The following is a 21,999-nucleotide window of genomic DNA, read 5'->3' as shown; positions in this document are numbered from 1 at the left end:
ATGTCTTTGCCAAATAAACAATCTGTTGACTATTCTGAGCAACAGACATCGATACCTTCTGGGGATGACCGCCATCTAGAAGAAGTGCAAAAGCATAATGCACCTCAAAGTAGGTTAAAAAAAGTGAGTAAGTTAGAAAAAATTATCTTTGCATCATTAATTGTGACCTTTTTATTAATGGCGGTGGCAACTATTCGAATGACGACTGCTGTTAATCGTGAGGAAGAAGCTATTTCAACGATGCAAGTAGCACAAAAAGAAACACAAAAAGAAATAGATAAATTAGAACAAGAAAAAAGCGAACTATTAAAGTCTGAACGTGTGAAAGACATAGCTGAAAAAGCAGGTATTGAGCTTCGTGAGGATAACATAAGGAAAATTAAATAATGGATAAAATAAAACTTTTTTTGAAAAATATAAATAAAAAAATTCAACAAAATAGTTTAACACCAGCAGGCAATAGAAAGAAAGTGGGGATTATCCTTTTTTATGCTTCTATTGCCATCTTTATGCTTTTTGCCGTGAGATTAACTTATGTTATATCGGTAGGAAAAGTGGGTACCGGTAGTCTTGATGCCGAAAGACAAAAAATATATCAAGGAAGTAGCGTCATTAAAGCGAAGCGTGGGACCATTTATGATCGTAATGGACAACCTCTCGCAGAAGATGCTGCTTCTTATTCGTTATATGCAGAGTTAAGCAAAGATTACATTGGTATTAATGGTGTTGAACTTTATGTTCACGATGATGATCATGAACAAATTGCAGATATTTTAAATAAATACACAGGTATGGATAAAAAACTTGTGTTAGAGCAACTAACACCCAAGAAGAATGATAGTGGGAAACCAATTAATACAGTTGAGTTTGGTTCTAAAGGGAAAAATTTAAGTTTAGAAACGAAAACAAAAATTGAAGAAGCCTTAGAAAAAGAGAAGATTACTGGTATTTATTTTAAAGAACACCCTGATCGTATGTATCCTAACGGCAATTTTGCTTCATATTTTATTGGATATGCTCAACCTGAAAATACCGAGGCAGAGGATTCTAAATTAAGTGGTAAAAATGGTATGGGGATTGAAAATGCGTATGATGAGGTATTAAGAGGAACAGATGGTTTTAAGTATTTCCAAAAGGATAGCAAAGGAAACGAATTACCAGGATCAGAAGTAGTTGAACAAGAAGCTCTTGATGGTCAAGATATTTATACGACTTTTGATAGTAATTTACAAGTACGCCTTGAAGACGTTATGGATAGTGTATTTGAAAAGGCTCATCCAGAAGATATGACAGCGATACTTATGGAAGCCAAAACAGGAGATATTTTGGCAGCTAGTCAAAGGCCAAGTTTTGATCCGCAAACAAAAGAAGGGCTTGTTGCTAAAAAAGAACAGCCAGATCCTGTTTGGGAAAATCTTTTAGTTCAAAGGCCATATGAACCGGGATCAACGATTAAACCTTTCACAGTAGCAGCAGCTATTGATTCTGGAAATTACGATGCTAATGCGACATTTAATTCTGGAAGAATGGATTTATATGATGCAACGATTAGTGATTGGATTCCTGATGGGAAAGGCCTGCTAACTTATCGCCAAGCACTTTCTTGGTCAAGTAACGTAGGGATGGTTTTACTCGAGCAAAAGATGGGGAATACATGGCTAGAATATCTACAACGCTTCGGATTTGGTCATTCTACTGGATCAGGATTACCATTGGAAGCACCAGGGGATATTCGTGATAAAAATGCAGTTGATACAGCGATGACAGCTTTTGGTCAAGCTATATCTGTGACAAATCTTCAAATGATGCAGGCTTATACAGCTTTGACGAATGAAGGTAAAATGTTACGTCCTCGCTATATTAAACAAATTATTGATAGTGAGGGAAATGAAAAGGAAATTCCAGTTGAAGTAGTAGGAGAGCCAATAAAAGCTTCAACAGCTAAAACAGTACTAGAGTACATGCAAGATACTGTTACTGATGAAGTGTACGGGACAGGGTATGGGATTTATAATATTGAAGGTGTGAATGTATCAGCTAAAACAGGGACAGCACAGATTTTTGAAAATGGTCAGTTGTTAACTGGAGCAAATGATTATATTTATTCTGTAGTTCAGATAGCACCAACAGAAGATCCAGAGTATATCATGTACGTCACCATGAAAAAACCAGTTATAACTGGTGAGTATGGTTCACCAAGTGAATTAATTTCAGAAATTTCAAATGGTATGCTAAAGCATGCATTTAAAGTGGACACGACAACAAACGAAGGAGAAGAGTAATGAGTGGAGCGAAACTATTAATTCCTATCTCACTGGGGTTTGCCTTTGTTTTAATGGCAATGCCTCAGTTTATAGGGTATTTTAAAATGAAAAAGATGGGTCAAGCAATTAGGGAAGAGGGCCCCCAAGGACATTTAGCCAAAACAGGAACACCTACTATGGGTGGTGTGGTTTTTTTAATCAGTATTGTTTTATCATCTATTATTATGGGGATATGGCAAAAAGAGTTAACACCATCATTTTGGAGTGTTATATTCATTTTAACTCTTTACGGTTTGTTAGGTTTTTTGGATGATTTTATTAAAGTGTTTAAAAAGCGTAATATGGGTTTGAATTCCAAACAAAAGTTAATTGGTCAAATTATTGGTGGAATTATTCTTTATGCCATTATGAAGATGGATGGTATGTCGGATGAGTTGTTTATCCCATTACTAGGTGATGTTAATTTAGGATTCTTCTTTGGAGTATTTGCAGTTATTTGGTTAGTTGGTTTTTCAAATGCTGTCAATTTAACAGATGGTATTGATGGTCTTGTAGCAGGACTTGGGACTATATCATTTGGAACGTATGCCATTATTGCTTATAACCAGGATCAAATTGGTGTGCTTCTCATTTGTTTAACAACAGTTGGTGCTCTTTTAGGGTTTTTAGTCTTTAATAAAAAACCAGCTAAAATTTTTATGGGGGACGTCGGATCGTTAGCCCTTGGAGGTATGCTTGCCGCTATCTCGATTTTACTACATCAAGAGTGGACGCTACTTTTAATTGGTTTAGTATACGTACTAGAAACCTTAAGTGTCATGTTACAAGTTGCTTCATTTAAATTAACGGGAAAAAGAATTTTTAAAATGTCTCCAATTCATCATCACTTTGAATTAAGTGGCTGGTCGGAATGGAAAATAGATATTGTTTTTTGGATAGTAGGATTGGTTATGTCAGCCATCACACTGGGAATTTTATACTAAGGGGAATCGATGAGGATGAAAATATCAGATAATTATAAAGGGAAACATATTTTAGTGTTGGGGTTAGCTAGAAGTGGTATGGCAGCAGCCAATTTACTACATGATTTAGGTGCTAATGTCATCGTTAATGATGCTAAAGAATTATCAGATAATCCAGCTGCACGTCAGTTACAAGAAAAAGGTTTAACTGTTGTGACAGGTGGGCATCCTCTTGACTTACTCAATGATAATATTGAGCTTATTGTTAAAAATCCAGGGATTCCATACACGAATCCTATTCTCGAAAAAGCAATTGAAAAAGAAATACCAATTATTACAGAAGTTGAATTAGCTTATCATGTGTCTGAATCAGAAATAATAGGTATTACAGGAACTAATGGTAAAACTACGACAACATCAATGATTAAGGCTATCTTTGATGTTGAAGAAAAAAACAAAGCTTTACTTGCAGGAAATATAGGTTTTCCAGCAAGCGAAGTGATTGTTGAGGCAACTAGAGAACAAGTTTTAATTACTGAATTATCTAGTTTTCAGCTAGTTGGGACAATTGAATTTAGACCAAATATTGCCGTCATTACGAATTTATTTGAAGCACATATTGATTACCATGGTACAAGAGATGAATACGTCAAGGCAAAATGGCATATTCAGCAAAATATGACAGAGTCAGATGTTTTGATTTTTAATGGTGATCAAGTTGAATTGTTGGAGCTAGTTAAGACAACTAAAGCCACAGTGCTACCTTTTTCAGTAGAAAAAGTAGTTGAGGACGGCTGTTACTTAGAAGATGATTATCTAATTTTCAAAGGTGAGAAGATTATGAGGCAAAAAGAGCTTGGCGTGCCAGGTATCCATAATATCCAGAATGCCTTAGCTGCTATTGCCGTTTGTAAGATTTATGGTGTGTCAAATGAATCTATTAAGACGGGTTTGACTCATTTTTCAGGAGTACCACATCGCACAGAATTTATTGGAGAGTATAATGGTGTTAAAGTTTATAATGATTCAAAAGCAACTAATATATTAGCTACTAAGCGTGCACTTAGCGGTTTTGATAATGAGCATGTAGTATTAATTGCTGGTGGTTTAGATCGTGGTAATTATTTTGAAGAATTGGAGCCAAGTCTTGAAGGGTTGAAATCAATCATAATATTAGGAGAAGCTAAAGATAAGATGGCAACATCAGCTAGACATGTGGGTGTGACAAACATTATATTAGTAAATACGATGGCAGAAGCTGTTGAAAAAGCCTTAGAACAGGTGAAATCAGAGGATGTTTTATTACTATCACCAGCTTGTGCTAGTTGGGATATGTACCCAGATTTTGAAACAAGAGGCGACGATTTTGTAGCAGAAATAAATAAGCAAGTAGGTAAAGATAAATGAAAGTATTAGTATCAGGTGGTGGTACGGGTGGTCATATTTACCCAGCAATCTCCATTGTTAATTATATGAAAGAAAAATACCCAGATGCAGAATTCTTGTATATTGGAACAGAAAAAGGATTAGAAAGTCGTCTAGTACCAGAGCAAGGGATTCCTTTTGAAACTATTTCTATTCAAGGTTTCAAGCGCTCTATATCCTTAGATAATTTTAAAACGATGTATTTGTTTTTAAGTAGTATTAAATCAGCTAAAAAACTAATTAAAGATTTTCAACCAGATGTTGTGATTGGGACAGGCGGTTATGTGTGTGGTTCAGTTGTTTATGCAGCAAATAAGTTAGGTGTTCCAACCATCATTCATGAACAAAATAGTGTGGCAGGGATGACCAATAAATTTTTATCTAAGTATGTCAATAAAATAGGTATTTGTTTTCCAGATGCGGCAGATTATTTTCCAAGTGAAAAAGTAGTGTTAGTCGGCAATCCTAGAGGTCAAGAAGTTGCCGGAGTTAAGCCATCAAATATATTAATGAATTTTGATTTGGATCCTGATAAACCAACAGCTATTATTTTTGGTGGGAGTCGCGGAGCTCAGACAATCAATAATGCTATGAAAGAAGCTCTTCCTTTATTAGAAGATAAGCCTTATCAAATTCTTTATGCTTCAGGGTCTATTTATTTTGATGAATTTGATGAATATCAGGAACAATTAGACACGTTGAAAAATGTAAAAGTTGTGCCTTACATTGATAATATGATTCAAGTTTTAGTCAATGGAGATGTTGTAGTAGGGCGTGCTGGTGCAACTAGTATTGCTGAAATTACTGCTCTTGGTCTACCATCTATTTTAATCCCTAGTCCCAATGTAACAAATGATCATCAAACAAAAAATGCAAAAAGTTTAGTGGATCAAGGGGCGGCATTAATGATTAAAGATACGGCATTAACTGGAGAAAGCTTAGTAACTACTCTTGATCAGGTGATGTTAAATCAAGGTTTAAGAGAAAAAATGGCAAAAGCTTCTAAACAAGAAGGAATTCCAGATGCTACTGATAGAATGTATCAAGTGATTCAAGATTTAACTAAGTAAGAGTTAGGAGGCTAGTGATAAATGACAAAGCAACATGATGGTAGCTCTTCTCAAGATAAAAATGAGATGACGATTACAAGTCAACAAGAAGATAAACAAGAAAATGGTTCTACTGAGAAAAAAAGTCATAAGAGCCACCAAAACAAGCAGTCAACTGTATCATCAAAAATGCAAATTTTATCTCCTTTTGATGGGTTAAGTGTGTCAGAAGAAAAAACTCTTGTTAGGCGATTATCGTTTATTCTTATTAGTCTGACACTAGCTGTATTAGTTACCCTTTATATAATCTCTCCTCTTAGTAAGCTAGATAGAATAGTGTTAAGTGGGCTAGAGCATGGTAGTCCAGAAGAAGTAATAGCTACATCAGACTTACAAACAGGAAAAAGTCTGTGGCCTCAATATTTTGACAGGCAAGCAGAGATGAGTCGAATTGTAAAAAAAAATAAAAGAATTAAGTCTGCTGACTTGAAGTTAAAGAAACTAAATCAATTTTATGTTACAATCACAGAATACCAAACAGTAGCCATCGTTAAAAATAAAGAGACGAGCTACCCTGTTTTAGAAAATGGTAAAGTAGTAGAAGAAGCTGTTAGAGAATCTGATAATAAATACCCAGTTTTATTAAATTTTGAAGAAGGTGAGAGTTTGGATGCTTTTTTAAAAGCTTATCAAACATTTTCTCCAGATTTAAAAGGAAAAATTATTGACATTGAATCACTAGCAACCAAAACGAATCCATTTCGTGTAAAGTTTAAAATGAAAGATGGAAATGAAGTTATTGGTCTTTCACCGACAATCGCTGATAAGATGGTATTTTATGATAAGATTGCTCGCGAAATGAAAGAAAATGGTGTGATTGATATGGAGGCTGGTGCCTCTGGGATTTATTCTTATCCGTTTAAAAAAGATGAAAAAACAGATGAAACACAAGATACAGCAGAAGATACAGACATAAATGACACCATAACAGGCGACGAAACAAATGAAGTGGATGGTATTGCTGAAGAATGGAACGAATAATTTTAACAATGAAAAAAAAAATAACAAATGAAGTATTCTTCTTTATTTCATAAGCCTTTATATGATAGAATGGTGTGAGGTATTATGCATAATAGAGGAAGACTCTGTTAGAAAAGTAGGAGGGAAAACCTTTCATGGCAAAAACAGGTATATATGTGAGTCTAGATATCGGAACAACATCAGTGAAAGTTGTTGTAGCTGAATACATAGAAAATCAAGTGAACATTATTGGTGTGGGGAATGCTAAATCAAACGGATTAGACCGTGGTATTGTGATTGATATCGATAAAGCGGTACAGTCTATTCAACGTGCGGTAAAACAAGCTGAAGAAAAATCAGGAGTACAAATCAGAAGTGTCAGTGTCGGTATTCCAGCTAACTTATTAGAAGTTGAAAAATGTGAAGGTATGATTGCAGTTAACAGTGAATCAAAAGAGATTACTGATAAAGATGTGAAAAATGTAGCATCAGCAGCAGTTGTTAGATCAACACCTCCTGAAAGACAAGTGATTACTTTAATTCCTCAAGAATTTAAAGTAGATGGTTTTGAAGGAATTAAAGATCCAAGAGGGATGATTGGTGTACGTTTAGATATGAAAGGTTTATTATTCACAGGGCCTAAAACAATCGTTCATAATATTCGCAAATGTGTGGAAAAATCAGGACTTGCGATTGATGAGATGGTGATTACACCGCTTGCTTTAGCATCATCTATTTTATCTGATGGTGAAAAAGATTTTGGAACAACGATTATCGATATGGGTGGTGGTCAAACAACCACATCTGTTATGTATGAAAGAGAATTGAAGTTTGCTCACGTTGAGCAAGAAGGTGGCGAGTTTGTCACAAAAGATATCTCTGTTGTCTTAAATACATCTTTATCAAATGCCGAAGCTTTAAAAATTAACTATGGCTATGCCTATCCAGAAAGAACATCTTCAAATGAAGAGTTCCCAGTGGATGTTATCGGTAAAAATGAGCCGGTGAAAATTGATGAAAGATATTTATCAGAAATCATCGAAGCTAGAGTTGAGCAAATCTTCTCTAAATCAAAAGCACTACTGGATAGTATTGATGCCTTAGATTTACCTGGTGGCGTTATCTTAACGGGTGGGGCTGCAAGTTTACCTGGTGTCGTTGAACTGGCTGCTGATATGTTTGGAACAAACGTTAAATTATACGTACCAAATCATATGGGGCTTAGAAATCCAGTGTATGCTAATTCAATTGCTATTGTAGAATACGTAGCACAACTTGATGAAGTATATCATGTAACAAAACTTGCTATAACAGGTGAGAAGAAAAAACATATAAAAGCAAATCGCGAAGTACACATGGATACAGTAAAACATGAGAAAATCGTAGAGAAACCACAAGAGCCTATTGTAGAAGTCAAACAAGAAGATCCAGAGACTGGTGAAGGTTTTGGTAGTAAAGTAAAAGGTTTCTTATCTAACATATTTGACTAATAAACTAGGGGGAAACAAATAATGGAATTTTCATTAGATAACACAGTGAACACTGGGGCCGTAATTAAAGTAATCGGTGTCGGTGGCGCTGGTGGTAACGCTGTTAATCGTATGATTGATGAAGGCGTAAAAGGTGTAGAATTTATTGTTGCAAATACTGATGTTCAAGCATTGCAACACTCAAAAGCAGAAACAGTGATTCAATTAGGACCAAAATTTACTAAAGGTTTAGGTGCAGGCTCACTACCAGACGTTGGTGAAAAAGCAGCTGCTGAGAGTGAAGACCAACTTGCAGAAGCTCTAAGTGGAGCTGATTTAGTGTTTATTACTGCTGGAATGGGTGGAGGAACTGGTACAGGGGCTGCTCCAGTTGTAGCTGGTATTGCTAAAGAGCAAGGTGCTTTAACTGTCGGTGTCGTAACACGTCCATTTAGTTTTGAAGGACCAAAGCGTAGCCGTTTTGCAGCAGAAGGTATTTCTGCTTTTAAAGAAAATGTTGATACATTAGTTATCATTTCAAATAATCGTTTACTAGAAATTGTTGATAAACGTACACCAATGTTAGAAGCTTTTAGAGAAGCTGATAATGTTTTAAGACAAGGTGTTCAAGGTATTTCAGATTTAATTACATCTCCAGGCTATGTTAACTTGGACTTTGCTGATGTGAAAACAGTAATGGAAGATCAAGGAACAGCTCTTATGGGTATTGGTGTTGCTAATGGTGAAGACCGTGTTATTGAAGCAACAAGAAAAGCAATTGCTTCTCCTTTACTTGAAACGTCAATTGAGGGGGCTGAACAAGTTCTATTAAACATTACAGGTGGATTAGACATGACACTATTTGAAGCACAAGATGCTTCTGAAATTGTAGCTAGTGCTACAGGTGGTGATGTTAATATTATTTTAGGAACATCTGTCAATGAACAATTAGGTGATGAAATTATTGTTACTGTTATTGCAACAGGAATTGATCCTTCTAGAAAAGAACAACGTGGTGGTGTGAATCGTAGCAACGTGACGGGACAAAATGGTGTTGTTCAACAACGTGTTGTAAGACAAACACAAGAAGTTATTCGTGACAGGGAAGTTCCAGAAGTTGAAGAAACAGTGACTGAAACAAGTGCTTTTGGTGATTGGGATATCAGAAGAGAGCCAAATACTCGTCAAATTCCAGATCAAGAGGAGTTTGAAACAATCGAGAAAAAGGATTTTGATAGTTTAGTTCAAGATACTGATTTCCATGCTGAAGATGAGATTAGTACACCGCCATTCTTTAGAAGAAAAAAATAAGGAGGACAGTGGATTGATTATACAACAATTACAACAAAATATTGAAAATATTCAATGTCGTGTTGATAAGGTTTGTCAAATCAGTCACCGCTCCATTGATAGTGTTCAAACGATTTGTGTGAGCAAGTCTGTGGATGAGTTAACAACAAAGGCCGTTGTGGACCTTGGTGTGACTCATCTTGCAGAAAATAGGACAGAAAAATTTTTAAAAAAGTATCAAGCTTTAGAAAGTTACCCTAGTCTGACGTGGCACTTTATAGGAAATCTTCAAAGACGAAAAGTAAAAGACGTTATTAATAAAATAGATTATTTCCATGCCTTAGATACACAACGTTTGGCGAATGAAATCCAGAAAAGAGCAGAAACATCAATCAAATGTTTTGTACAGGTGAATATATCTGGTGAGGAATCAAAACAAGGTATATCTCCAGAAGAAGTGAATTCATTTATTCAAGACTTAAAGAAATTTGATAAAATTGAAGTTGTAGGCTTAATGACTATGGCTCCAATTGATGCAACTGTTGAAGAGTTGAAATATTACTTTTCCGGGATGAAGAAGTTGCAAACACAAATAGCTAGTAAAAAGCTGACACATGCCCCTTGTACAGAATTAAGCATGGGGATGAGTAGAGATTTTGAGGAAGCTATTGAGTGTGGCTCTACTTTTATCCGAGTCGGGACGGATTTTTTTAAAAAATAGGAAAAAAGAGGTGATGGAGATGAAATTATTCAAAAATCGTGATATTGCTGGATTTTTTGGTTTAAATAGTCAGGATGATGAATACGATGAGCATATTTTTGAAGATGAACTGGTGGAAGAGGATGAGCAAATAGAAATAGATGATGAGCCTGTAAACCAAAAACAGCAAGAAAGTACTGAGATGGGATCAGGTGTATCATATGACACAGAAAAACTTGAGAACACTCGTAATTATCGTATTTCGGAAGAGCCAATTAATCGCTATAAAAACGAAAAAGTTGTTAAAATGGATAATTATCAGTCACCTTCATCAGCAAACAAACGAATTAGTACGCCAAAGCAAAATCGTAAAATTTCTGTTTATGAACCTCGTGCGTATAAAGATTGCCAACATATCGCTGAGGCTCTATTTAGAAAAGAGATAGTCATTGTCACCTTTACCTTGATGGAGGAATTCCAAGCAAGGCGAGTTGTAGATTTTGTCACAGGGACAATTTATGCAATTGATGGTGACATTCAAAGAATAGGTGATGAAATTTTCATTTGTACACCAGCTAATGTCGATATTGACTCTAGTGTTGCAAAGAGTTTAGTTTCAACTCACTTACCTAACTAATAAGGATGTGTTCAATTAGATGGCATTGATAATTATTGTTTCTAAAGCCATAGAAATATATACGTGGGTACTTGTTATTTATGCTTTATTATCTTGGTTTCCAGGTGCCTATGATAGTACGCTTGGCAAATTCATTATAAAAATATCACGTCCCTATTTAAGTTTATTTGAACGTGTTAGATTGAATGTCGGACCAATTGATTTTACAATTATTGTAGCAGTATTCGTTTTACAACTTGCAGGACGAGGCTTAATTTTGTTATTAAGTAAAATATTAATGATGGTTTAATAAGGAAAGGATGTGAGTTTTTTGCAAGCTAATGTGTATCAGCATTTTCGCAAGGACGAGCATCCTTTTATTGACCTTGTTTACAATTGGTTGGAGACAGTTGAGATGCAATATGCTCCAGTAGTAACAGAGTTTCTAAACCCAAGAGAAGCCTTCATTTTGGAGTCTTTGATTGGGAAACAAGAAGATGTGTCGTTCTCATTTTTTGGAGGATTTATAGAAGCTGAGAGAAAATGTGCAATTATTTACCCAACTTACTATGAACCAAAAGAAGAAGATTATGAGATTGTCATTTATGATATTCAATATCCAGTTAAATTTGGTCAGTTATCTCATGGTAAAATCTTGGGAACATTGATGAGTACAGGAATCAAACGAGAGTATATTGGTGACATTATCACTGATGGGAATAATTGGCAAGTATTCGTTAAGCGCTCAGTGGCTAATTATATATACCAACAAATTGATAAAATAGGCTCTTTTGGTGTTAAATTTAAAGAAGTAGACTGGCATGATATTCTAAGTCCTATTGAAGAATGGCAGTTAGAAGATGTGACGGTTAGTTCTTTAAGAATTGATAATATTATCTCATCAGTATATAATATCTCTAGACAAAAGGCTAAACTTGCAGTAGAATCAAAAAAAGTTAAGCTAAACTGGGTAGAAATGGAACGAATTGATCTTCCAGTGGATTATTTAGATATCATCTCCGTTCGTGGAATGGGACGAATTCAAATATTAGAAACATTAGGAAAGACACGAAAAGATAACATTAGATTAAAAATTAGAGTATTAAGAAAGTAGTAGGGGTGTATAAATATGTCAATTAAACCAATAGATATTACGAATAAAAGTTTTAATTCAAAATTTAAAGGATATGATCGTGATGAAGTTGATGACTTTTTAGATCAAGTTGCTTTAGAAGTTGAAAAATTAACACAAGAAAACAAAGAATATGAAAAAGAAGTACGTCAAGCTAATGAAAAATTAAGTTACTTCTCAGAGTTAAAAGATTCATTAAATCAATCTATTATTGTTGCTCAAGATACAGCAGATAAGTTAAAAGAGAATGCTTCAAAAGAGTCAGATTTAGCCATTCAACAAGCCCAAGCTCAGTCAGAAGATATTCTAGCACACGCTAATAAAATGAGCGATGAGTTGATTAGTGGTGCGACTAACAAAGCCAATGAAATTTTGATGGAAGCAAGCGAGCGTGCTAGACAATTAGCTGTTGAAACAGATGATTTGAAGAAAAAAACACGTGTATTCCACAGAAACTTATCTGTATTAATTGAATCTCAATTACAGATTGTTCAAAATGAAGAATGGGATGAAATCTTGAAACCATTTGGTGCATATGTTGATAGCCATCATGCTGCCTTTAAAGAAGTACTAGAAGCAGTTGAATCAGCTAACACAGCACCTGTCACTGAGACAAAAGGTATTGCAATCGAGGTTCAACCGACATTTAACACAGAACCACAACAAAAAGAACTAACACCAGAAGAGCAATACAGAGAAAATGTTAGACTTGCAAAAGAAACAGCAAAAAAAGAACAACACCAAACAGATAGACCAGAGCGTGCTAGTCGCGACCGTGTCTAATCGAAATGAAACAGAAAAGTCATTGTTATCATTTCCAGTGAGCTAGGGCTAAGTGGAAACCTAGTAATCCCTGACAATGAAAAGATCCTTCATTTATAGAATGACTGAAAAAAGTAAGTCATTCCGGTTAAACCCGTTATCCTTATCAAGAGAGTATGCTTATTTTAGTATACTAAATATTGGGTGGTACCACGCTAACTTCGTCCCTGTTTATCAGGGGGGGAGTTTTTTTATTGTCTATTACTATTAAAAAGGAGTTTACGCATATGAAAATGAAAGAAACACTACGTCTTGGAAAAACAAGTTTTCCAATGAGAGCTAACTTACCCGTTAGAGAATTAGACTGGCAAAAAGATTGGGAAGAAGTGGATATTTACGAAGAACGTCAAAAAATAAATGCTGACAAGCCAACATTTATTTTACATGATGGGCCTCCCTACGCTAATGGTAATATCCATTTGGGACATGCTTTAAATAAAGTAAGTAAAGATATTATTGTTCGTTATAAGTCTATGTCAGGTTTTCGTGCTCCTTTTGTACCGGGATGGGATACTCATGGTTTACCAATTGAGCAAGTGCTAACCAAAAAAGATGTTAAGCGCAAGGAAATGCCAAGAGCTGAGTATTTAAAAATGTGTGAAGAATATGCTTTAAGTCAAGTAGATAAACAACGTGAAGATTTTAAACGACTAGGTGTAGCAGCAGATTGGGAAAACCCATATGTTACATTGACACCAGATTATGAAGCAGCACAAATTCGTGTTTTTGGGAAGATGGCTGATAAGGGTTATATTTATAAAGGATTAAAACCAATTTATTGGTCACCATCAAGTGAATCATCACTTGCCGAGGCAGAAATTGAGTATAAAGATGTTAAATCTCCATCTATTTATGTTGCTTTTGATGTTTTAGATGGTAAAGATATGTTAGATGATGACACACAATTTGTTATTTGGACAACAACACCTTGGACATTACCTGCTAACTTAGCGATTAGCGTGAATGAAAACTTTACTTATGTTGTTGTTGAAGCAGATGGTAAAAAATATGTGGTTGCAAAAGACTTACTAGAGACAGTAACCAATGCAATTGGTTGGGAAAATGTAGCAGTTGTGAAAGAATTAAAAGGGTCTGATTTAGAAGGAATGGTAGCAAAACATCCGTTTTATGACCGTGAATCAAAAGTATTGGCTGGAGATCATGTGACACTTGAAGCAGGTACAGGATTAGTTCATACAGCTCCAGGACATGGTGAGGATGACTATATTGTTTGTCGCAAGTATGGTATTGACGTTATTTCACCAGTTGATGGCCGTGGGGTATTTACTGAGGAAGCACCAGGTTTTGAAGGGATCTTCTATGATAAAGCTAATCCGATAATCACAGAATTATTAGACGAAAATGGTCACTTATTGAAACTCGACTTCTTTACTCATAGCTATCCGCATGACTGGAGAACTAAAAAACCAGTGATTTTCCGTGCAACACCACAGTGGTTTGCTTCAATTGACAAGTTTAGAGAGGATATTTTAACTGAGATTGACGGTGTTGATTGGATTATTCCTTGGGGGCGTACCCGTTTGTATAATATGGTGCGTGACCGTGGTGATTGGGTAATTTCAAGGCAAAGAGCCTGGGGTGTACCTTTACCAATTTTCTATGCTGAAAATGGAGAAGCTATTATCACACCAGAAACAATTGATCACGTAGCAAATTTATTTAGCGAGCATGGCTCAAGTATTTGGTTTGAAAAAGAGGCAGTAGACTTATTACCAGAAGGATTCACTCATCCAGGTAGTCCAAATGGAGAGTTTACTAAAGAAGATGATATTATGGATGTTTGGTTTGATTCAGGATCATCTCATGAAGCAGTTCTTCGTGGTAGAGAAGATCTAAGTTTTCCAGCCGATTTATACTTAGAAGGATCTGACCAATACCGTGGTTGGTTTAACTCAAGTATCACAACGAGTGTTGCAATTAATGGTGTAGCACCTTATAAAGCTGTATTATCACAAGGGTTTACACTAGATCCACAAGGGCGTAAACAAAGTAAATCTCTTGGCAATACGATTGAACCAAATAAAGTGATTAATCAAATGGGAGCTGATATCCTGCGTCTGTGGGTGGCTAGTGTGGATTATGAGTCTGATGTAAAAGTAGATATGAACACATTAAATCAAATCTCAGAAGTTTATCGAAAAATTAGAAATACAATGCGTTTCCTTTTAGCTAATACAAGCGATTTTGATGCTAAAGTAGATCGTGTTGCTTATGAAGATTTACGTTCAGTTGACAAATACATGATGATCAGATTAAATCAAGAAATCAAAACTATTCGTGATCAAGGTTATGACAAATACTCATTCCAGACAGTTTACCGTGCCTTTGTTAACTTCTGTACGAATGATTTATCAGCCTTCTATTTAGATTTTGCTAAAGATGTCGTTTACATTGAAGCTGGAATGAGCCGTGAACGTCGTGCTATGCAAACAGTATTCTATGATATTTTAGTGAACCTAACGAAATTAATGACACCACTTATGCCTCATACTGCTGAGGAAATTTGGTCTCACTTACAAGAAGAAGAAAAATATGTTCAGTTAACGGAAATGCCAGGCTATCAAGAATTTGCTAATCAAGAAGAAATTCTAGAGCTTTGGGAAAATTTCATGGAAATTAGAAGTAAAGTATTAAAAGCCTTAGAAGAAGCAAGAGATAATAAGTTAATTGGTAAATCATTTGAAGCCAAAGTCACACTTTTCCCTAATGAGCCAATGAGAATGCTTTTAACAGCATTAAATACAAATCTTGCCCAAGTTTTAATTGTATCTGATTTAGAAGTAGCAAGACCAAATACAGAAATACCTGAAGCAGCTGTTAAGTTTGATGATATTGCTGTTTTAGTTGAGCCTGCACCAGGAGAGACATGTCAGCGTTGTCGCGCGATTAAAGAGGATGTAGGAAGTCATAAAGATTTACCTACTTTATGTAATCGTTGTGCTGCAATTGTAGAAGAGATGTTTCCAGACGAAGTTAGAGAAGGATTAGAGTAAAATAAAAAATCTAGTGAGAAGGTCAAATTGTAGTGAACCCTAAAAGTTAGATCTTTTTGGAGTAGAGAAATCTACTCCTTTTTTTATGTTTTTACATTGCCATTTTTAGCTGAAAATTAACTGGACTTAATTCATCTTTTTTCATCAATAAAGAGTAACTAACATCCTTTTTATGATACCCTTAGACAACCTTAAGCTTAAAATTATAATCATATTTTGTCATAAAAGTACACCCCTAAAGTTAGATTTTTTGGCCTAACTTTAGGGGTGTACAATAAATTAGATTTAATCACTAGATTTTTTAATTTTATTAATATCTTCTTGAAGTTGTTTGATTTCTTGCTCTTTATCATAGATTTGTTGTTCTTTTTCTTCAATAGACTCTTCCTTATCTTCTAAGGGAGATTTAATGATATAGTTCCAAAAAATAGCGATGAAGGTACCGATGAAAGTATCAACTACTCTATTAATTGCATAGATAAAATAATTAGAATCTGGTATAGAAAAAGAAATAAATAATAGTGTCGCAACACCACCAATGATACCATTTTGATTATTCATTCTTGTCGAAACAACAATAGTTAAAATAACAAAAAAAGGGACAAGAAAAATTTGTGCAAGGCTCTCATGAGTGAAATATTGTAAGATGACGTAGTAGAGTAGGCCACTAACACCACCAAGTGTATTGCCAAGAATTCTAGATTTACCAAAACTCATGGTTGAGGATAAATCTTCTCTTAGGGCAAAAACAGCTGATAAGGTAGCGACCATGGGAGAACCACGGTGAGTGATATGAAATAAAATAATGCAACACATCACAGCAATTGCTGTTTTAAATGTTCTTAGACCGATATGGGTTTTTCCGATATTCATAAATCAAACTCCTATTTGTGTGAGGGGGATTGTGCAGATTTTTGAAAGTTATTAATTAGGTCTTTAGTGTATAAAATATTACTACAAGTTTCTTCAGCTAGTAAAATGATAGAACCATTTGTTCTTTCTAATAGAGGCATCTTCTCAACAATAGCCTCTTCATTTAGATCTTGATAGAGTTCTTTTTCTTGGCTTAGACTAGATTCCATAAAGGGTTTTATGGCTTCAATATTATTAATAATAATATCTAAGCTATCTCTAATGGTCGTAAGAGCTTCATTATCAACATCAACTGCTTGATTATTTACGATACGCTCTAGTTCTTTTTTATAACTGCCAAGTTTCTTTTTATCCTTGTTTATCTCTTCAAGAATATCAACGCGTTTTGAATAATTTTTAAATAATTCACTGTCTTCTTCTTTTAAAATATTATCACCAGCGAATTGTTCAATATCTGTTTCATAAGCTTTGATTATTTTTTCAGATAGTGAAATAGTACTTTGCATTGTGTCATATTGATTTGTTAATTGTTTAGACAACTCTTTTGTTGTATCAAGGGATTGTTCAAGTTCTTGAGTCATACCACAAGCAACTAGTGTCATTAGGGACAAGGTAAAACAGATAACTAGTTGAATTTGTTTTTTCATAGTTCACTACCCTCCTTATTTATTCCATGATAAACGAAACCTAGGCTTTATGCTAGTATTTGACGAGAAAGTTTTTTTGATTTTTAATAGAAGTAAAGTAATTATTCAGGAGGATATGATGAAAATTGGTCTTAGAACACTTAAAACAGTTGTGAGTGCCACATTAGGTATTGTCATTGCCAATTATTTTGGCTTAATGTTTCCAGCAACATCCGGCATTGTAGCGATATTAAGTGTTACAAATACAAAAAAATCATCTTTTAAAATTGGAATAGGTAGATTAGTAGCATTTGTAGTTGCCACACTGATTGCTTTGTTTACTTACCATTTGTTAGGTTATACAGCATTAGCTTTTGGTTTATTTTTACTATTATTTATTCCTATAGCAGCTAAATGGCAAATGCCAGAAGCTATTCCGGTTAATTCTGTGTTAATGACTCATTTTTTAAATGAACAGTCTATGAGTCCGTATTTAATAGCTAATGCTTTTTTTCTGTTATTAATCGGAGTAAGTTTAGCTTTAGTAGCTAATTTATACATGCCAAACAAAGAAGCAGCTATCTTGGAAAATAAAGTCCAAGTAGATGAGACTATTCAACTACTTTTAAAGCAATTAGGTGAGTTGTTAATGAGTCCTCATCAGACACTAAAATGTGATGATTTATTTAAAGAATTATCACAAGAAATTAAACAAGGTAGAACTTTAGCAAAACAAGATTTAGAAAATAAACTGTTAAATCAAGACAGCTATTTACTAAATTATTTTAATATGAGAAAACATCAGTTTAATACGTTAGAAGATATGTACCAATTGATTCAACATATCAGGGTGGAAGAAGACATAGCTATGATTGTTAATGAGTTGTTAATTGATATCTCTAAATCTTATTCTGAAGCAAATGATGCTCTAGGATTGAAACAACAAGTATTGGATGTGTTTCAGATTTATGAACTAAAACCTTTACCTACTAGCCGAGTAGAGTTTGAAAACAGAGCTAAATTATATCAATTGTTATTAACGATTCAAAGTTTCATAGATATTAAAGTTAACTTTTTTGAATTGAATCAAAAGTAGTTTTTTTCTTTAAGCTTTTTTTAGATATAGAGAGGAAAAGGTGCAAAATGGGGAAGAAAATAGTAGAATGGAATATATAAGTAAAAAGCAAAGACAAAGAAAGGAAGAGACTTATGCATACTGCAATGGTTAATATTATTTTAGATCGTATTCAAGATCAATACGTGAGTGAAGAATTATTTTGTCATGATGTATTAGATTTATCAATAGATAAATGGACTGATTGGAAGAGTGGTAATAAGCCATTACCTACTGATAAAATGCAAAAAATCAAGGGTTTATTTTCAGATTATGAATGGATGTTAATTCAAAAAATTATTAGTCAAACTTTAGTATTTCCAGAAAAGAGAAATTTTGCGGTTATGGAATACAAACATTTAAAATCTGTGATTGCTACAACATGGATTAAATCAGGTATTGCAAAAGTCGAATTAATTGCTGAACAACGATTTAGTAGTGAAGATATTTTAACTACTTCTCAAAAAAGAGTGATTAATTTACGTATTATTATGTCCTATGATGAATGGGGTTATGATGATATTTTAGAATTTTTCATGCCAAGTGTTGTCCAACAACAAATAGAGGAATCAAAAGTGGATTTACTTGAATGGTTAGATGAAAACTTAGTGAATACATATACAGATAAAAGTGGGAATAGTGAGGAGAACGAGTAGTACCTATGGCAAAGAAGTTATTTTTTGGGTTGATTTTGTGTTTTATAGCCTTTTCAATTGTGTTCTACGTTCAAAAAAAACCAGAATTAGTTAGTCATCAAACCAGTGATTCAAGTGCTATGATAAGTAGTTCAGAAACTAGGGATAATGAAACAACCAGTACTAGTGAAAAACCAATATATCCAGGACGTGCGGATGATTGGGAGTTGTTGGTTGTTAATGAAAAACATAAAATAAAAGAAGAACCAACTGATTTAAAAGAACTACCAAACGGAATGCAGATTGATTCCAGAATATTTGATTCATATGAAGCATTAAACAAAGCAGCTAAAAAAGCGGGATTTGACTTAACGATCATATCTGCTTACCGCTCCGTTGCAGAGCAAGAAAGTATTGTTGCTCGTGATACTCAAAGTTACTTAGACCAAGGTTTTTCTGAGGAAGAATCAAAAAAAAGAGCGATGGAGTATTTAACAGTACCAGGGCTTAGTGAGCATCATACAGGTTTAGCAATGGATGTGTTGGAAGAAGATTGGTACAATGATGGCAATATGTTGGAAGAGGAATTTGGAGAAACAAAAGCAGGAAAATGGTTAGATGAAAATGTTTGCCATTATGGTTTTGTCATTCGTTATCAAAAAGGTAAGGAAAAAATCACAGGGATCAATTATGAGCCATGGCATATTCGCTACGTAGGTAAAGAAAATGCTGAATATATGAAAGATCATGATTTAGTGTTGGAAGAATACGTAGAACAAATAAAGAAGTAGGTAAATTATGACAAGACGACAAATAAAAAAAAATAGACGTAAAAAGAAGTTTCCACCAGTTTTTATTATTGGTGGACTTTTACTCGTGGCAACTATTGTGGTTTTTTTCATTAGTTTAGCAGGACTTAGTGATACTAAGGTGATTGAATACAAAGAACCTAATAAAACACATGATCAACTTAGTTTTATTGATGAATTAGTTCCTGTTGCTAAAGAGATGGAGCATAGTCATGGTGTCTTACCTAGTATTATTTTAGCCCAAGCGATTTTAGAGTCGGATTGGGGAACGAGTGAGTTAGGCGCAACTTACAATAATTTATTTGGAATTAAGTCCTTCTCACCTAATGATGATTCGGTTAAATTAGAAACAAAGGAATTTAAAGATGGTAAGTGGATTACGATTCAAGCTAATTTCAAAGTATATGCTAGTTGGGAAGATTGTATTAGGGATCACACACAGTTATTTGTTAATGGAGTAGATTGGGATCCTTATATTTATCAAGGAGTCTTACTAGCTGATGATTATAAAACAGCAGCAAAAGCCCTCCAAGTTTCAGGTTATGCAACAGATCCAACGTATGCTAGTAAGTTAATTGGTATTATTGAAGAATATGATTTAGATCAGTATGATAGTTAAAATTTGATAGTATAGGTGGAGAAGATGAATAGAGAAAAAAGAATTGCTCCAGAAATTGTCACAAATCTTAGAAAAGACATGATTCATGTTCCTAGTGTGATTCGGGATTGTTCAGGAATCAAAATATATGGTAAGCGAATTAAATCAATTTGTTATTCAACAGATATTGCCATTATTAGAAACATTGATGCTGATGCGATTATTGCTGTGTATCCTTTTACGCCACACCCAACTATTACAAAAGCGATTATCGAATCAGCTGATGTTCCAGTTTTTTCTGGTGTTGGTGGAGGATTAACTCAAGGAAATCGTTCGGTAAATATGAGTATGTTTGCTGAGGCAAATGGCTCTTTAGGTGTAGTGGTAAATGCCCCGACACCTAAAGAGACAATTTATGATATTTCTCAAATGGTGGATATTCCGATTATTGGGACTATCACGAGTGAATTTACAGATATAGATGAAAAAATTAATGCTGGCGTTCAGATTTTAAATGTGAGTGGTGGGAAAAATACAGCTAGCATCGTCAGACAAATCAGAAAACGATATCCATTATTTCCGATTATGGCTACTGGTGGACCTACAGAGGCTTCCATTCAAGAGACGATTGATGCTGGAGCAAATGCTATTACTTATACACCACCATCAAATGGAGAACTCTTTAGTAAAAAAATGGAGCATTACAGAGAAGTAGAAAAGGAAGAGAAGAATGAGTCGTGATAATGAGTGAAAAAGAAAAAAAAGACTACGTCATCAAATCAATACAGAAAACGTCGGTCACAAGCTAGAAAAATGCGACAGGTAAATCAGGGTGAACAATCTGATCAGTTAAGTATCTCACAATCACCAAATAAACAGGTTAAAAAGCAAAAAGTTAATCGCCATTTAGTCCATGAATTGGACAAGCAAAAAATTTCTAGTGAGTTAGAAGAAAAAAATAAGTTCCATCAAAAAATAACTGATAAACAAGAAAAACGTCGTAAAAAAAATAAATTCAGTCAATTTTTAAAAATATGTCTGTGGTTAATATTGTTAATTATCATTGGTTTGGGTGTGTTTTATTCTTTTATATTTGATTTGACTACTGTAGAAACTAAAGAGATGGGACACACGCTTCAAGTAGGTGAGAAGGTGTTATATCATCAAAAAGATATGAACCGCTTTAGTGTGGTTAAAGTGAATGATGAAGGCAAAAGTTATTGGTCAAGAATCATTGGCATTCCTGGGGACACTCTAGAGATGGAGAATGATACATTATACATTAATGGCTTGGTGTATGAAGAGCCTTATTTGAAAAGTAATTATTTAGATTTTAAGTTAGATAAAAAAAACATGTCAAAAAATTATACGAAATCATTTAATATGACAGACTTCTCTAATGATGGTGAGATAATAGAAGTCATTCCAGAAGGCTACTATTTGGTTTTAAGTGATGACAGAGAAAACGATGTCGATAGCCGTTTTAGTGGTCTAGTTAAGGCTAAAGATATTGAAGGCGTAGCGACTCTCATTATTTGGCCTCCATCAAGAGTAGGGGCACTAAAGTAAGTTAGGTGGTAG

Annotated in this window: 22 protein-coding genes and 1 other annotated feature; of the genes, 20 read left to right on the top strand and 2 right to left on the bottom strand. The window is 34.4% G+C overall.

What is annotated here, in order from left to right:
- The 14 genes from VSF34_RS08430 to ileS all read left to right on the top strand — a co-directional run bounded on the left by VSF34_RS08430 (position 1) and on the right by ileS (position 15,763).
- Complete coding sequence (locus VSF34_RS08430) at positions 1–387, top strand: cell division protein FtsL (RefSeq protein WP_326716877.1); 387 nt, start codon at positions 1–3, stop codon at positions 385–387.
- Positions 387–2,282, top strand: coding sequence for a peptidoglycan D,D-transpeptidase FtsI family protein (locus tag VSF34_RS08425; RefSeq protein WP_326716876.1), 1,896 nt, complete (start codon positions 387–389; stop codon positions 2,280–2,282). The genes VSF34_RS08430 and VSF34_RS08425 overlap by 1 nt, the downstream gene beginning before the upstream one ends.
- A complete protein-coding gene (mraY, locus tag VSF34_RS08420) occupies positions 2,282–3,247 on the top strand; it encodes a phospho-N-acetylmuramoyl-pentapeptide-transferase (RefSeq protein WP_326716875.1) in 966 nt (321 codons plus the stop codon). Before VSF34_RS08425 ends, mraY begins: the two co-directional genes overlap by 1 nt.
- 15 nt (positions 3,248–3,262) lie before the next feature.
- Positions 3,263–4,633 (top strand): UDP-N-acetylmuramoyl-L-alanine--D-glutamate ligase, encoded by a 1,371-nt coding sequence (gene murD / locus VSF34_RS08415; protein ID WP_326716874.1) that lies wholly within the window; start codon positions 3,263–3,265, stop codon positions 4,631–4,633.
- Positions 4,630–5,721, top strand: coding sequence for an undecaprenyldiphospho-muramoylpentapeptide beta-N-acetylglucosaminyltransferase (gene murG, locus VSF34_RS08410; protein WP_326716873.1), 1,092 nt, complete (start codon positions 4,630–4,632; stop codon positions 5,719–5,721). The genes murD and murG overlap by 4 nt, the downstream gene beginning before the upstream one ends.
- Positions 5,722–5,742: 21 nt before the next feature.
- The gene (locus VSF34_RS08405; RefSeq protein ID WP_326716872.1) at positions 5,743–6,741 is read left to right on the top strand and encodes a cell division protein FtsQ/DivIB; all 999 of its coding nucleotides are present in this window, start codon (positions 5,743–5,745) and stop codon (positions 6,739–6,741) included.
- A 134-nt stretch (positions 6,742–6,875) separates the two neighbouring features.
- The gene (gene ftsA / locus VSF34_RS08400) at positions 6,876–8,210 is read left to right on the top strand and encodes a cell division protein FtsA (protein WP_326716871.1); all 1,335 of its coding nucleotides are present in this window, start codon (positions 6,876–6,878) and stop codon (positions 8,208–8,210) included.
- 21 nt (positions 8,211–8,231) lie between these two features.
- Positions 8,232–9,500: a cell division protein FtsZ gene (gene ftsZ, locus VSF34_RS08395; protein ID WP_326716870.1), complete on the top strand. Its 1,269-nt coding sequence runs from the start codon at positions 8,232–8,234 to the stop codon at positions 9,498–9,500.
- Positions 9,460–10,200, top strand: a complete 741-nt coding sequence (locus VSF34_RS08390; RefSeq protein WP_326716869.1) for a YggS family pyridoxal phosphate-dependent enzyme — start codon at positions 9,460–9,462, stop codon at positions 10,198–10,200. The genes ftsZ and VSF34_RS08390 overlap by 41 nt, the downstream gene beginning before the upstream one ends.
- 19 nt (positions 10,201–10,219) lie before the next feature.
- Positions 10,220–10,816, top strand: a complete 597-nt coding sequence (locus VSF34_RS08385) for a cell division protein SepF (protein ID WP_326716868.1) — start codon at positions 10,220–10,222, stop codon at positions 10,814–10,816.
- Positions 10,817–10,835: 19 nt separating this feature from the next.
- Positions 10,836–11,105: a YggT family protein gene (locus VSF34_RS08380; RefSeq protein ID WP_326716867.1), complete on the top strand. Its 270-nt coding sequence runs from the start codon at positions 10,836–10,838 to the stop codon at positions 11,103–11,105.
- A gap of 21 nt (positions 11,106–11,126) precedes the next feature.
- Complete coding sequence (locus tag VSF34_RS08375) at positions 11,127–11,909, top strand: YlmH family RNA-binding protein (protein ID WP_326716866.1); 783 nt, start codon at positions 11,127–11,129, stop codon at positions 11,907–11,909.
- A gap of 15 nt (positions 11,910–11,924) precedes the next feature.
- Positions 11,925–12,710 carry a DivIVA domain-containing protein gene (locus VSF34_RS08370; protein ID WP_326716865.1) on the top strand — a complete coding sequence of 262 codons (786 nt, stop codon included), beginning with the start codon at positions 11,925–11,927 and terminating at the stop codon, positions 12,708–12,710.
- Positions 12,707–12,921: a binding site (T-box leader), on the top strand. It overlaps the preceding gene by 4 nt.
- Positions 12,922–12,976: 55 nt before the next feature.
- Positions 12,977–15,763 (top strand): isoleucine--tRNA ligase, encoded by a 2,787-nt coding sequence (ileS, locus tag VSF34_RS08365; RefSeq protein ID WP_326716864.1) that lies wholly within the window; start codon positions 12,977–12,979, stop codon positions 15,761–15,763.
- Between the two features lie 285 nt (positions 15,764–16,048).
- Here ileS and VSF34_RS08360 read toward each other — a convergent pair whose 3' ends face one another.
- Both VSF34_RS08360 and VSF34_RS08355 read right to left on the bottom strand, forming a co-directional pair.
- Complete coding sequence (locus tag VSF34_RS08360; RefSeq protein ID WP_326716863.1) at positions 16,049–16,636, bottom strand: FUSC family protein; 588 nt, start codon at positions 16,634–16,636, stop codon at positions 16,049–16,051.
- Positions 16,637–16,647: 11 nt separating this feature from the next.
- Positions 16,648–17,283 (bottom strand): hypothetical protein, encoded by a 636-nt coding sequence (locus VSF34_RS08355; protein WP_326716862.1) that lies wholly within the window; start codon positions 17,281–17,283, stop codon positions 16,648–16,650.
- Between the two features lie 115 nt (positions 17,284–17,398).
- Here VSF34_RS08355 and VSF34_RS08350 point away from each other — a divergent pair, with 115 nt between their 5' ends.
- The 6 genes from VSF34_RS08350 to lepB all read left to right on the top strand — a co-directional run bounded on the left by VSF34_RS08350 (position 17,399) and on the right by lepB (position 21,987).
- Positions 17,399–18,358, top strand: a complete 960-nt coding sequence (locus tag VSF34_RS08350; protein ID WP_326716861.1) for an aromatic acid exporter family protein — start codon at positions 17,399–17,401, stop codon at positions 18,356–18,358.
- Between the two features lie 113 nt (positions 18,359–18,471).
- Positions 18,472–19,032 (top strand): hypothetical protein, encoded by a 561-nt coding sequence (locus VSF34_RS08345; protein WP_326716860.1) that lies wholly within the window; start codon positions 18,472–18,474, stop codon positions 19,030–19,032.
- Positions 19,033–19,037: 5 nt separating this feature from the next.
- A complete protein-coding gene (locus VSF34_RS08340; RefSeq protein ID WP_326716859.1) occupies positions 19,038–19,802 on the top strand; it encodes a M15 family metallopeptidase in 765 nt (254 codons plus the stop codon).
- Between the two features lie 7 nt (positions 19,803–19,809).
- The gene (locus VSF34_RS08335) at positions 19,810–20,439 is read left to right on the top strand and encodes a glycoside hydrolase family 73 protein (RefSeq protein WP_326716858.1); all 630 of its coding nucleotides are present in this window, start codon (positions 19,810–19,812) and stop codon (positions 20,437–20,439) included.
- Between the two features lie 24 nt (positions 20,440–20,463).
- Positions 20,464–21,159, top strand: coding sequence for a beta/alpha barrel domain-containing protein (locus VSF34_RS08330; RefSeq protein ID WP_326716857.1), 696 nt, complete (start codon positions 20,464–20,466; stop codon positions 21,157–21,159).
- Between the two features lie 6 nt (positions 21,160–21,165).
- The gene (gene lepB / locus VSF34_RS08325; protein WP_326716856.1) at positions 21,166–21,987 is read left to right on the top strand and encodes a signal peptidase I; all 822 of its coding nucleotides are present in this window, start codon (positions 21,166–21,168) and stop codon (positions 21,985–21,987) included.
- Positions 21,988–21,999: the final 12 nt, after the last annotated feature.

Source organism: Vagococcus jeotgali, assembly GCF_035918315.1.
GTDB lineage: Bacteria > Bacillota > Bacilli > Lactobacillales > Vagococcaceae > Vagococcus > Vagococcus jeotgali.
The sequence above is the reverse complement of the archived record's forward strand: the minus strand, read 5'-3'. Positions and strand labels throughout refer to the sequence as shown.

Excerpts from the sequence above, each read along its gene's own strand:
- VSF34_RS08335 (WP_326716858.1), top strand. The coding sequence starts at position 19,810 with ATGACAAGACGACAAATAAAAAAAAATAGACGTAAAAAGAAGTTTCCA.
- VSF34_RS08385 (WP_326716868.1), top strand. The coding sequence starts at position 10,220 with ATGAAATTATTCAAAAATCGTGATATTGCTGGATTTTTTGGTTTAAAT.
- VSF34_RS08430 (WP_326716877.1), top strand. The coding sequence starts at position 1 with ATGTCTTTGCCAAATAAACAATCTGTTGACTATTCTGAGCAACAGACA.
- VSF34_RS08380 (WP_326716867.1), top strand. The coding sequence starts at position 10,836 with ATGGCATTGATAATTATTGTTTCTAAAGCCATAGAAATATATACGTGG.
- ftsA (WP_326716871.1), top strand. The coding sequence starts at position 6,876 with ATGGCAAAAACAGGTATATATGTGAGTCTAGATATCGGAACAACATCA.
- VSF34_RS08355 (WP_326716862.1), bottom strand. The coding sequence starts at position 17,283 with ATGAAAAAACAAATTCAACTAGTTATCTGTTTTACCTTGTCCCTAATG.
- VSF34_RS08360 (WP_326716863.1), bottom strand. The coding sequence starts at position 16,636 with ATGAATATCGGAAAAACCCATATCGGTCTAAGAACATTTAAAACAGCA.
- VSF34_RS08390 (WP_326716869.1), top strand. The coding sequence starts at position 9,460 with ATGAGATTAGTACACCGCCATTCTTTAGAAGAAAAAAATAAGGAGGAC.
- VSF34_RS08425 (WP_326716876.1), top strand. The coding sequence starts at position 387 with ATGGATAAAATAAAACTTTTTTTGAAAAATATAAATAAAAAAATTCAA.
- VSF34_RS08370 (WP_326716865.1), top strand. The coding sequence starts at position 11,925 with ATGTCAATTAAACCAATAGATATTACGAATAAAAGTTTTAATTCAAAA.
- VSF34_RS08350 (WP_326716861.1), top strand. The coding sequence starts at position 17,399 with ATGATGAAAATTGGTCTTAGAACACTTAAAACAGTTGTGAGTGCCACA.
- VSF34_RS08405 (WP_326716872.1), top strand. The coding sequence starts at position 5,743 with ATGACAAAGCAACATGATGGTAGCTCTTCTCAAGATAAAAATGAGATG.
- ftsZ (WP_326716870.1), top strand. The coding sequence starts at position 8,232 with ATGGAATTTTCATTAGATAACACAGTGAACACTGGGGCCGTAATTAAA.
- VSF34_RS08340 (WP_326716859.1), top strand. The coding sequence starts at position 19,038 with ATGGCAAAGAAGTTATTTTTTGGGTTGATTTTGTGTTTTATAGCCTTT.
- murD (WP_326716874.1), top strand. The coding sequence starts at position 3,263 with ATGAAAATATCAGATAATTATAAAGGGAAACATATTTTAGTGTTGGGG.
- ileS (WP_326716864.1), top strand. The coding sequence starts at position 12,977 with ATGAAAATGAAAGAAACACTACGTCTTGGAAAAACAAGTTTTCCAATG.
- mraY (WP_326716875.1), top strand. The coding sequence starts at position 2,282 with ATGAGTGGAGCGAAACTATTAATTCCTATCTCACTGGGGTTTGCCTTT.
- murG (WP_326716873.1), top strand. The coding sequence starts at position 4,630 with ATGAAAGTATTAGTATCAGGTGGTGGTACGGGTGGTCATATTTACCCA.
- VSF34_RS08330 (WP_326716857.1), top strand. The coding sequence starts at position 20,464 with ATGAATAGAGAAAAAAGAATTGCTCCAGAAATTGTCACAAATCTTAGA.
- VSF34_RS08345 (WP_326716860.1), top strand. The coding sequence starts at position 18,472 with ATGCATACTGCAATGGTTAATATTATTTTAGATCGTATTCAAGATCAA.